At 58.7% G+C, this 10,650-nt stretch carries 11 protein-coding genes; 6 read left to right on the top strand and 5 right to left on the bottom strand.

Translation table 11 applies throughout. The annotated features are described in order from the left end of the window. Positions 1 to 231 precede the first annotated feature (231 nt). Complete coding sequence (locus NW828_RS07925) at positions 232 to 468, bottom strand: DUF3148 domain-containing protein (protein WP_011429589.1); 237 nt, start codon at positions 466 to 468, stop codon at positions 232 to 234. 503 nt (positions 469 to 971) lie between these two features. Between NW828_RS07925 and NW828_RS07920 the strand changes: the two genes are divergently transcribed. The 4 genes from NW828_RS07920 (at position 972) to NW828_RS07905 (ending at position 4,227) form a co-directional block, all read left to right on the top strand. After that, positions 972 to 1,193 (top strand): DUF2949 domain-containing protein, encoded by a 222-nt coding sequence (locus NW828_RS07920; RefSeq protein ID WP_041436895.1) that lies wholly within the window; start codon positions 972 to 974, stop codon positions 1,191 to 1,193. Then, complete coding sequence (gene mazG / locus NW828_RS07915) at positions 1,174 to 2,256, top strand: nucleoside triphosphate pyrophosphohydrolase (RefSeq protein ID WP_414383038.1); 1,083 nt, start codon at positions 1,174 to 1,176, stop codon at positions 2,254 to 2,256. The genes NW828_RS07920 and mazG overlap by 20 nt, the downstream gene beginning before the upstream one ends. Positions 2,257 to 2,686: 430 nt before the next feature. After that, complete coding sequence (locus NW828_RS07910; RefSeq protein ID WP_414383036.1) at positions 2,687 to 3,628, top strand: transglutaminase family protein; 942 nt, start codon at positions 2,687 to 2,689, stop codon at positions 3,626 to 3,628. Between the two features lie 92 nt (positions 3,629 to 3,720). Next, positions 3,721 to 4,227 (top strand): hypothetical protein, encoded by a 507-nt coding sequence (locus NW828_RS07905; RefSeq protein WP_011429595.1) that lies wholly within the window; start codon positions 3,721 to 3,723, stop codon positions 4,225 to 4,227. Between the two features lie 9 nt (positions 4,228 to 4,236). Here NW828_RS07905 and NW828_RS07900 read toward each other — a convergent pair whose 3' ends face one another. Then, positions 4,237 to 6,951 (bottom strand): CBS domain-containing protein, encoded by a 2,715-nt coding sequence (locus NW828_RS07900; protein ID WP_414383034.1) that lies wholly within the window; start codon positions 6,949 to 6,951, stop codon positions 4,237 to 4,239. Positions 6,952 to 7,182: 231 nt separating this feature from the next. Next, a complete protein-coding gene (gene frr / locus NW828_RS07895) occupies positions 7,183 to 7,731 on the bottom strand; it encodes a ribosome recycling factor (RefSeq protein WP_011429597.1) in 549 nt (182 codons plus the stop codon). 237 nt (positions 7,732 to 7,968) lie between these two features. Between frr and NW828_RS07890 the strand changes: the two genes are divergently transcribed. Beyond that, complete coding sequence (locus tag NW828_RS07890; protein WP_414383032.1) at positions 7,969 to 8,547, top strand: hypothetical protein; 579 nt, start codon at positions 7,969 to 7,971, stop codon at positions 8,545 to 8,547. Between the two features lie 13 nt (positions 8,548 to 8,560). Here the strand turns inward: NW828_RS07890 and recR are convergent, their stop codons facing one another. Both recR and NW828_RS07880 read right to left on the bottom strand, forming a co-directional pair. After that, complete coding sequence (gene recR, locus NW828_RS07885) at positions 8,561 to 9,160, bottom strand: recombination mediator RecR (protein ID WP_414383030.1); 600 nt, start codon at positions 9,158 to 9,160, stop codon at positions 8,561 to 8,563. A 21-nt stretch (positions 9,161 to 9,181) separates the two neighbouring features. Further along, a complete protein-coding gene (locus tag NW828_RS07880; protein WP_414344527.1) occupies positions 9,182 to 9,517 on the bottom strand; it encodes a YbaB/EbfC family nucleoid-associated protein in 336 nt (111 codons plus the stop codon). Positions 9,518 to 9,738: 221 nt separating this feature from the next. On the opposite strand from NW828_RS07880, the gene NW828_RS07875 reads away from it, so the two are divergent. Further along, positions 9,739 to 10,635: a carbohydrate ABC transporter permease gene (locus tag NW828_RS07875; RefSeq protein WP_414383028.1), complete on the top strand. Its 897-nt coding sequence runs from the start codon at positions 9,739 to 9,741 to the stop codon at positions 10,633 to 10,635. Positions 10,636 to 10,650: the final 15 nt, after the last annotated feature.

Raw genomic sequence — 10,650 nt, 5'->3', positions numbered from 1 at the left:
TTCTATCATAACTTCCGCATTCCTCCCGACACTGACCCTACGGGTACAGTGCGGGGCTCCTGCGATTTCTAGCTGAGCTCGCTGAAGCGTCAGAAGCGGCTAGCCGCGGTTCAGGCTATCGCGAAAGTCCGCCGGCCAGTTGAAGGCTCGCTTCTGCAGAAAGCTGCCAGCTCCCAAAGGTTCTAAAGGCCGGCAAACCCATCCAGCTGGCTCGGAGGAGAGATGGGCGTGTCAGGACAGGGATCCCACCGGCGCGAGATATTTTCCGTCTATGAGAAAGATGCCATTGGCAAACTGCACACTGTAGGTGCCCAACAGCCGCCGCTGCAGGATCACCCCTTGTTCGTGCAAGCGGATCAAATGGGCCGGGCGCAACATCGGCATTGGGTCAGCCGTTTTTAGGTAAGGAGGCATCTCCACCACTTGAACCGTTGCCCCCACTGGCAGTAAACCCTGGGCTTCAGACATAACGGGAGTCCATGTGGCAAGTGTCTCTAGCTTAGCTGAACGTAGGACGATGTATGCCCAAAACCGAACCCGAGCAGGATGACAGCATTAGGGCAGATCCCAGAGGAGCCGAACAGATTGGATCCCCGAAGAATTGTTGTAAGTTAAGCACGAGGATTCAACGAGATAAAAAGGTAACATCTTGCAAGGTGAGTTGGTTTTTCCCACAAAGAAAAAGCAGTCGGCCTTTCGGGGTGCTGCCAACTGATCGCCAATTTGCTACCATACCATGAACTCTTGGTACCCATTTTTTGTGTCCTTGGATACGGAAACCTCATTTGCCGAGGCAATTTAGGGGTTCTCTTGTCCTGGAGCTGTGGGCGCAGGGCTTAGCAAGCTCGCCTTCGGCCTACGCACTAGCCAGATCTTTGCCGAAATTCTGTAGAAGTGTTAAGAATAGTTACATTGGTTTGCTATCTTCTCAGTTTTCATACTCGTCCTTACTTCAGCGCTGCGAAACGACCATGCTAGATCCCATTCCCCCCCCAGCCCTTGAGGAATATCTATTGGAAACGGGCATTATCGACCGTTCTCAACTGAGCCTGGCCAAGAAGCTGCAGCATCGCCAGCAAGGGCCGTTGCTGATGATCCTTTTGGAGTTGAGTTTCATCGATCTGGAGCAGCTCAGCCGCCTTTTGGATTTGGGCCGCGCCTACCCTTTTGATCATGCTGCAAACGCTGGATAGTCTTCAGCCTAACTGGCAACAGGCTCTGGCTCGGTGGTTCGCTGCTGAGCAGGGATCCCTGCTGCTGAAAAGCTGTGGGGGAAAGGATCCGGCGGAGCTGCGCAGTGTTTTGCAACAGGTCTGTGCTCCTGTCCAGCCTGTTACGTTGTTAACGGAGGGCTTAGAGGTGGTGGCCGGCCCACTGACGCTGCAAAGCTGGGATCCCCAAGCGACGGGCCATTTTGCCCACCTTTATCTGGAGCGTTCCGCCTCTAGCTCACACATGAGTCGTTTGGCGGCTATTGTTGCTCGGTTGCGCGCTCCCGACGGGTGTCCTTGGGATCGGGCCCAAACTCCAGAGTCTCTTACCCCCTACATTCTTGAAGAAGCGTATGAGACGGTAGCTGCCATTCGAGCCGGGGATCCGGCAGCAATTGCCGAAGAGCTGGGGGATTTGTTGTTGCAGGTGGTGTTGCAGTCTCAGATCTTTGCCGAGCAGAACCACTTTGATCTGGAAGCTGTGGCTGCGGGAATTGCCGATAAGCTCATCCGCCGTCACCCCCATGTGTTTGGGGATGCTGTGATGGCAGATCTTCCGGAGTTGCACCGCTCTTGGGAACAGATCAAGCAAGGGGAGCGACCGGATCAAAGCCTTGGCCAAAAACTGCTGCACTATGCCCAAAGTTTGCCTCCCCTAATGGCTGCCCTGAAAATTTCCTGCAAAGTGGTGGGGGCAGGGTTTGAGTGGCCGACGGTGGAGGGGATCTGGGCCAAGATCCGCGAGGAAGAAGCCGAGCTGCGTCGAGAATTGGAGAGGGATCCCCCCGATCCAACTCGGCAGGAAGCCGAACTGGGGGATCTGCTTTTTGCCCTGGTCAACTTGGGCCGTTGGTATGGTTTGGATGCTGCCCAAGCTCTAACCCAAACCAACCTGCGCTTTGCTCGCCGTTTTTTGCGCATGGAAGAGCTGGCTCAGGAACCAGCGGGATCCCTGCCCGGCGATGGCATAAGCTCCCTTCTGAAAGGACGCAGTTTCCAGGAGCTGGAAGTCCTCTGGCAACAGGCCAAGCAAGAATATCCCTAGTTTGGATATGGGGTTGAGCTGGCGCTGGCTTTGAGGGGGTATCCGCCCACACAGTCTTGGGGCAAGTTCTCTTTGTAGGGTAGGAGCTGTTCTGAGCACCTGTCTCTATGTCGGCTATGTCTCCAGTTTCTTTCCTTGAGCAGGCTGGGGCTTGGATTGAATGCCTGCCCACATGCCAGAATGCAGCAAATCCCCCTCGCTATGCTCCTGTACAGGCTGGGGAGTACATCCGCTCTAAGCTGGAGGTTTCGATGATTGGGAAGGCAGGGCAGAGCTCTCGGAGATCTCAAACTCGGGATCCCTGAAGTCTAGAGATCTCGGGCAGACGATGCAACCGCTTCTTGGCTTTGATCTGGGAGCAGTTTGGGTTGCCTGATCTCGGTGCTCCTTTGCCTGTGATAAAACTCCTTGCCCGTCATTTGGCCAACCTGTGCAAATTCAGATCCGCCATCTCATCGAATATCGCTACAGTCGTCCAGTCCAACTGGAGCCCCACACGGTGCGATTGCGACCGCGCTGCGACGGGATCCAAACTCTCCTGGCTTTTGAGTTGCAGGTGGATCCGCAGCCGGTGGGCCAATCGGCGCTGGTGGACCTGGAGGGCAACGCGGCGGTTCGGCTTTGGTTTGAGGATCCCACCGAGCACTTGCGCATCCAAACTCAGGCCACGGTGCTCACCCTGCGGCAGAATCCCTTCGACTACCTGCTCTGCGATTGGGCCACCCATCTCCCCATCGACTATCCCAGCACGCTGGCAGCCCAATTACAGCCTTATCTGACGGCTCAGGCGGATCCCGGCATCCAGGCCTTGGCCTGGGAGCTATGGGATCACGTGCAGGGGGAAACGACAGCTTTTCTGCCGGCGCTGAACCAGCGCATCTATTCAGAATGCCGCCACATCTTGCGGGAAAAGGGGGATCCCTGGCCTGCCGGCTTGACCTGGCATCGCAAAACCGGAGCCTGCCGCGATTTGGCCCTGGTGTTCATGGAGGTCTGCCGTACGGTAGGCTTGGCCGCGCGCTTTGTCAGTGGCTACCAAGTCAGCCCCTCGCAGCCTTCGGGGGAGAGCAGGGGTGGAGAACCCCCAGAGCCTGGGCGCCGTCATTTGCACGCTTGGGCGGAGGTGTACTTGCCAGGGGCCGGTTGGCGGGGCTTTGATCCCACCCAAGGGTTGGCCGTGGCCGACGGTCATGTGGCTTTGGCGGCCAGCGCTTATCCCAGAGATGCTGCCCCTCTCTACGGCCATTGGCTGGGCAGGGGCGTTCACAGCAGCATGAGCTACACCATCCACATTCAGGCGGGATCTTCCGCCCACAGCCAAGCCCAGCTTGCTGCAGACAGCCTGAGCACTCCACCAAAAGTTTGGGGCTGAAGCCGTAGAGCTTCAACTTGGCCGGATCCCAAAGCGGAAATTTGAGATAGCATAGCCTAGCCCAGATCTTGAGAATTTGCCGAGGGATCCCGTTGACCCAGTCTATTGATGTCCCCACCAGCGTTGATACGTTTTTGCAGGAGTTGGCCGCCATTCAGCAAGTTGGGCCGAAGCGAGTGGCCATCCTGGGCAGTCGTCATGTGCCCATTACCCACCAGTATTTGATCGAGACCCTCAGCTATGCTTTGGCCCTCACGGGCAATCAGATCCTCACATCCGGGGCTATTGGCACCAACTTGGCCGTCATTCGGGGGGCGATGCGGGCGGACATGAAGTCCTTGACGGTGATCTTGCCGCAGAGTTTGGAGCGACAGCCGGCAGAGTCGCGGGCCAGCCTGGAGCAGGTGCTGCATCTGGTGGAGCATCCGGAAAACGACCATCTTCCCTTGGCGGAGGCCAGCCGCCTGTGCAACCTGGAGATCATCGGCAAGTGCCAGCAGTTGATCTGCTTTGTCTTCCACGACAGCGTCACGCTGCTGGATGCCTGCAAGCATGCTGAGGAACAACACAAGTTGGTCACTCTCTTCTATTTCGACTGATTTGCCCTTCTACTTTCTTCCTCGGTATTGAGTTTGCGGCAGGGGGAAGTGTTCTTGTAGCCAGGCTTCAGCTTCTGCCGGGGTGGTGAGTTCGCCGTTCAGGGTGAGGCAACGCAGTTGCTCCAAAATGGCTTGGAAGGGGCGACCTGGCTTATAACCCAGACGACGCAGATCGTGGCCGTTGAGCAGCGGCTTCACCCAGTACCACTCCTGCAAATAGCGCCAGATCAGCCGCCGGGCCGGCTTGGGGGCGATCCCAGCCAACAAAATCACCGCCGGGATCCGCAGCCCCTGCAGCAGTTGCACCACCTGGGCCGGAGAGAGGGTGCTGGGATCCAATTGGGCCAACAGGGTTTGGTAATAGGAGGAATGGCTGAGGCGTTCGATGCCTGCTTGGGTGAGGTGGAGTTGGCTGGCCACCTGGGGGGCTTGGGGTAGGGTGAGGAGGAGAGCCTCTAGGCGCAGTTGCCAGATCTCCTGGGATCCCAGCTCAGGATAGCGGCGGCGAAAGTGATAGGCCCAGCGGCCCACCCGTTGCAACCGCTGACACAGGGAGGGATCCCACTCCAGGTCGGGGTGAATACAGCGCAAAGCCCCCCATTCTGCCAGCTGCTCAAAGGCTTGGGGCCAATCGCGGGATCCGAGAATGTAGGCCAGCTCCTGCTTGAGGCGATCCCCGCCGACGGCATCGTGCAGACCACTGGCCACGGCAGCGCGGATCCATTTTTCTGTGGTCGAGTCCAGGGCGAAGCCCAAGCGCACCGCAAAGCGCACCGCCCGATAAATGCGGGTGGGATCCTCGATGAAGCTGTTGGGGTGCAATGCCCGGATGATCCCCTGTTGCAGATCTGCTTGTCCGCCGAAAAAATCCAGCACCTGTCCTCGCTGGGGGCCGTTGAGGCGCAAGGCCAAGGCGTTGATGGAAAAATCCCGCCGATAGAGGTCTTGCTGAATGGATCCCATGGCCACTTCGGGGGGAGAGGCCGGGTAGGGATAAAACTCCGTGCGGGCGCTGGCGATATCCACACAAAAGCCGCCTGGCCAGATCAAGGCCGCCGTTTGGAATTTGCCGTGGATCTCCAGCCGCGCTTCCGGGAAGCGTTGTTTGAGCGCTTGTCCCAAAATCAAGCCCCAGCCCGGGGGATCCGTCCCATCCAGGGCCGGAGAGTAGGGCCCATCCACCACCAAGTCCAGATCCAGCCGCTCCAGGTTGGGTGAGGGCTGCCGTCCCCACCGATGCAGCAGCAGATCCCGCACCGTTCCCCCCACCAGATACAACCTCAGGCCCTTTTCATCGGCGAGGCGGGCGGCCTGCTCCAGCAACTGTCGATGCCGTTCCGAAAGAGCGGCGAAGGTGAGATCCAAGGGGCAGGAAAGGGTGGGCAGAGCCAACTGCGGTGAGAGGGCCGGCAACTCGTGTAGGTGCCGCAACACATCGGTGCGAGTTACAATGCCCACCAACTGTCCATCCTGGAGAACCGGCAGGCGGCCAATATCCCACTGCACCATCAACCGCTGAATCTCCGCCAAGGGGGTGTCGGGGGAGAGGGTTTTCACATCGGTGGTCATGTAGCCCTTGACGGGGGCATGGCCAAACCCGTGATGCAGGGCGATATCGATATCCCGCCGCGAGATCACCCCCACCAGGCGACCTTGAGCGTCCACCACCACCAGGCCGGAATGGCCGTAGCGCAGCAGCACCCGCTGGGCCTCGTCGATGGTGATCTCCGGTCGGATGGTGCGCACCGGAGCCGACATCAAATCTTTGGCCGTCACCGGGGGCGGGATCCGCTCTTGGACAGCCTGCCTGAGGGCCGCCATGACTTGGGCCGGGTCGGGCAAAGGCTGCTCTGGGCTGGCTTTTAACGTGGCTGCTGCAGCACAATCGTGTCCACCGCCGCCGTAGAGGGCCATCACCCTGCCCAACTGGGCAAACTCCTGCCGCGCCCGCCCAATCAGGCTGAGCCGCTCCCCCTGCCGCGCCACCAAGAGCAGCACATCCACTCCCGTCAGATCCATCAGCCGCATCACCAGGCCGGCCAAGCCGGGCACAAACTCCGGCAGCTCCAGCAGCCATTCTCCCAGGCGATACTCCCCCACCTGCTGCACCTGCATCTGGGCCAACCCCTGGCTGAGCAGCTCGCGCATCTCTGGGGTGAGGCCATCCCCCAAAAAGCGCCGCAACAAGACCAGGTTCACCCCCTGATCCAACAGCCAGCTCAGGGCAGCAGCATCGCGGGCGGTGGTCTCCGGGAAGGTCAGGGATCCCGTATCCATGTGAATGCCCAAAGCCAGTGCCAGCCGCTCAAAAGGGCTGAGAGGGATCCCAGCAGCCTGCAGCCGCTCCACCAGCAAGGTACAGGTGGCCCCCACGGCCTCGATATGGCTGTTGACCTGCTGCTGCGGCCAAAAGTTATCCAGTGGACTGGGGTGATGGTCGAAAATCTCAATCTGCGCGCCGGGGACGCTCAACCAAGCGGCAGCTTTTCCCAAGCGATCCGGATCGTGACAATCCACCACAATCCACCGCTGCACCTGTCCCGGATCCACAGAGCGCAACTCAATGAGGGGAAATTCATCTCGGTACAGGGCCAAAAACTCCTGCACCCCCGGCAGGGATCCCCCGGTCAAGGCAATGCGGGCACCCGGATACAGGCGCGCCGCTCCCACCGCCGCCCCTAGGGTGTCGAAATCCGCCGATTGATGGCACAGGATCAGATCCATTGCGGCAAGGTTTGTCGTATTCCGCTCTTCCATCCTGGCCCAAGCCAGGATCCCTCTTGTTGGAATTGGACGAGGAGAAACGAACGGCTGCCCGACTTCGAGGGGCAAGTGGAAACCTTGAAGTTTCGGGATGAGTGTCGAGTTTTGATCAAAAAATGGGGTCTTTAACCCCGTCCTACGGCTATGCAGAAGCAGGCCAGTAGCGTGGGGAGTTATGTCCACAAGGAGCTTTTACAGCGTCGTCAGCTCCTTTTCTTTTTCTGCCAGCAGCTCATCGATCTTCTTAATGTAGCGGTCAGTTAGTTTCTGGATGGCATCCTGCAAGCTTTTGGACTCATCTTCAGACAGCTCGCCATTTTTCTCTCGCTTGCGCACTGAGTCAATGCCATCCCGCCGGATGTTGCGGATCGAGACTCGCCCCTCTTCGGCCAGCTTGGCCACCTGTTTGCTCAGCTCTTTGCGCCGCTCTTCTGTCAGGGGGGGAATGGTGAGCCGCACCACCTTGCCGTCGTTGCTGGGGGTTAGACCCAGGTCAGAGGCGACAATGGCCCGCTCAATGGCTGCCAAGGTCGAGGGATCAAAAGGCTGGATCAAGAGAGTGCTGGAGTCTGGCGTGGTGAGGCTGGCCAGGGCCTTCAGGGGAGTGGGCACGCCGTAGTACTCCACCTGAATGCGATCCAGCAGGCTGGAATTGGCCCGCCCGGTGCGCACCGTATTAAAGGAGCGCTGTGTGGCTTGCACAGCTTTGTTCATCAACTCCTCAATCTCAGCTAGCTCCACGGGGTTTTCCTCGCTTTCAAAACAGTTTCCAGACAGTCAGGCTTGGGCAGCCAACCTGGCCCCTCTACGGTGAGCCTGACCTCAATTCTACCGCCTTGTCTTAGGATCCCGTTCCCCAAAGCTGCACCTGCAGCTGGCGAATTTCCGCAAAATGCCCCCCAGTGGGATAGTACGAGCTCAAAGCTTTTCTTAGACTGGTCTGGACTTTACTGCACAATACAGGCACGACGAAGTTTTATGCCCTCTCGTCAAGTTTGTTCTTCAACGTCCCTAGCCTGGCTGATCGGCAGCTTGAGTCTCTTGGGTTTTGGAGCGGCTGCGGCAGCCTTAGAGCTGCAGATTGTGTCCCCCAATGCTTATAAAGTGCCCTACCTGGGAATTGATGGTGTTTTCACTCTGGATACGTCCCTGGAACAATCGGCCAACGATCCGCGCAATCCGAAGCGGGTGAAGTTCGAGAAGATGGAGTTTTTCTCCTTTTATGCCGACCTGGAAGGGAAAAAGCCCCTGGCGGAAAAATGTCGCTACGCCTATCGGGGGGCTGCGCCGGATCCCTTCTACTACCCTGAGCGCTCCTTAAGTACCATCTGGGATTTGTTTCAGTTGCAGCCTGGAGCAGACGCCAGTTGCGAGACCTTCACCTATGTGATTCTGCGGGCGCCCCACGGGGATCCGGTGCATATGCACCTGCGCTACGGAGGCCGCAACAGCAGCTTCCAGGAACTTCTGAATATCAGCACTCTGCCCGAGGATCCTGCCAACTTCAACCCCTGGTGGAGCACCTACTGCGCGGAGGGGGTAACCGGCTGCGATTGAGGGGCTGAGCGGCTCACAACTCCTGCCGCGCTTCCAAGGCACGGGCCAGGGTAACCTCGTCGGCATATTCCAGCTCGGATCCCATGGGCAGGCCGAAGGCCAGGCGGGTCATGCGCAAGGTGGGGGCAACCGGCTTCAGGTAATCCTTGACCACGTGCATGGTTACTTCCCCCTCTACGCTGGGGCTGATGGCAAAGATCAGCTCCTGCGGTTTTTCCCGTGCCACCCGAGCCACCAGCTCGCGGATGTGCAGTTGGTCGGCCCCGATCCCGTTCATGGGGGAGATGAGGCCACCCAAAACGTGGTAAAGCCCCTTGAACTCGCGGGTGCGTTCCATCGCAATCAAATCTTTGACATCGGCCACCACGCACCACAGCGAGGGATCCCGCTGCGGCGAACGGCAGATCTCACAGGGATCCTCCGCCGACCAGTTGAAGCAGATGGAACAGTGCCGAACGGTTTGCTTGGCTTCCAGCAGGGCTTTGGCCAGGGCTTCGATCTCGCCGGCAGGCCGGTTGATCAAGTGGAGAGCTAGGCGCTGAGCGGTTTTGGAGCCAATGCCGGGCAGCCGTTGCAGCTCTTCGATGAGGCGAGCCAAGGGGCGAGTGTACATAGAGAGTTAAGGAGGCGGGGCTCAACCCAGTCCCAACCCCGGCAGACTGATGTTTCCGGTCAGCTCTTCCATGCGTTTGCGCATCGTCTCGGCAGATTGGGTGTAGGCGTTCACCATCGCCGTCAGGAGCAAGTCCTCTACCACATCCACCGACTCCTGGAGAATCTGGGGATCCAGAGAGACCTTAAGGGGTTCTTGGTTGCCGTTTACCGTCACTTTCACCAGCCCATTGCCGGCTTCGCCGACGATCTCCATCTCCTCTAGCTCTTTTTGCAGCCTTTGAGCGCCATCGCGCACCTCTTGGGCTTTCTTGAGCGCTTCTTGGATTTTGCCGAAGGGGCCAAAGCCTCGAGTCATGGGATCCTCTCTTGGGTTATCCAGATACTGCTGTTCTACTCTACCCGTTTCCCCATCGCCGGTAAAAGCACTCGAAAGTTCAGGCCAGAAGTGCTCCGCACCGCTAAGGCGACCGGCCTTCCTTAGGTTGCCCTTAACTCTGGCGGATTATCCTCTCAAGAGAAGCCAAAGATCGACTCAAAAGCCCATCTGCTCATCGGTGTTCGCCGTCTGGAGGTGCTATGGCTCAATTGTTGCAGGATCCCCGCTCTCAAGTGGCCCAGCCCAATTCAACTTGGGTGGAGCCTTCTCCCTGGCGTTGGCGGCGCTGGATCCCGGAGCGTTGGTATGTGCATTTGGGCCTGGTGCTGGCCTGCTTGGTTCTGGGATTTCCGGTGTTGTACGCCCTGCTCGTGAGCACCCAGAACAATGCCGAGGTGTTCCGCTATCAATTGACCTTTGGCTCCTCTTTTGCCTTCAACTGGCATCAGGTGATGGTGGCGCGGCACTTGGGCCACTACATGGTCAACAGCACCATCGTGGCGGTGGCGATCACCGTGGGCAAGACGGTTTTGTCGCTGCTAGCCGGGCTGGCCTTTGTGTACTTCCGCTTTCCCGGCAAAGGGCTGGCCTTTGGCTTTGTGCTGGTCACGCTGATGATGCCCACAGAAATCTTGATCATTGCCCTGCTGCGGTTGGTCACCAACTTGGGCTGGGGATCCACCTACTACGCTTTAATCGTGCCCTTTCTGGCCAGCGCCACGGCCACGTTTTTGTTCCGCCAGCATTTTTCCAACATTCCCCGCGAGCTGGCGGAGGCGGCCCAACTGGACGGGGCCAACCCGCTGCAATTTCTCACCCAGGTGCTGATCCCCTTGAGCTGGAACGCCATCGGGGCGCAGGCGGTGATTCACTTCGTTTACGCTTGGAATATGTACCTGTGGCCCCGCTTGATCGTGCAAGGCCGAGAGCGACAAGTGGTGCAGGTGGGGCTGCAATCCCTGCTCAATCTGGATAGCTCGGCCTCCTATGGCCCCATGATGCTGGGAGCGATCATCGCCAGTATCCCGCCGCTGCTGGTGTTTATTGCGCTGCAGAAGCCCTTCATGAGCGGGTTAGCCCTCAATCGCGACAAGTAAGCCCTTAGGTTCCCT

This window comes from Synechococcus sp. W55.2 (genome assembly GCF_047461635.1).
Lineage (GTDB): Bacteria > Cyanobacteriota > Cyanobacteriia > Thermostichales > Thermostichaceae > Thermostichus.
Note: the sequence above shows the minus strand (reverse complement) of the source record. Positions and strands in the feature narration are given on the sequence as shown.

Bases quoted from the DNA above. Each gene is read 5' to 3' on its own strand.
- NW828_RS07880 (WP_414344527.1), bottom strand. From the start codon at position 9,517: ATGACTCGAGGCTTTGGCCCCTTCGGCAAAATCCAAGAAGCGCTCAAG.
- NW828_RS07920 (WP_041436895.1), top strand. From the start codon at position 972: ATGCTAGATCCCATTCCCCCCCCAGCCCTTGAGGAATATCTATTGGAA.
- NW828_RS07925 (WP_011429589.1), bottom strand. From the start codon at position 468: ATGTCTGAAGCCCAGGGTTTACTGCCAGTGGGGGCAACGGTTCAAGTG.
- recR (WP_414383030.1), bottom strand. From the start codon at position 9,160: ATGTACACTCGCCCCTTGGCTCGCCTCATCGAAGAGCTGCAACGGCTG.
- NW828_RS07900 (WP_414383034.1), bottom strand. From the start codon at position 6,951: ATGGATCTGATCCTGTGCCATCAATCGGCGGATTTCGACACCCTAGGG.
- mazG (WP_414383038.1), top strand. From the start codon at position 1,174: ATGCTGCAAACGCTGGATAGTCTTCAGCCTAACTGGCAACAGGCTCTG.
- NW828_RS07875 (WP_414383028.1), top strand. From the start codon at position 9,739: ATGGCTCAATTGTTGCAGGATCCCCGCTCTCAAGTGGCCCAGCCCAAT.
- NW828_RS07890 (WP_414383032.1), top strand. From the start codon at position 7,969: ATGCCCTCTCGTCAAGTTTGTTCTTCAACGTCCCTAGCCTGGCTGATC.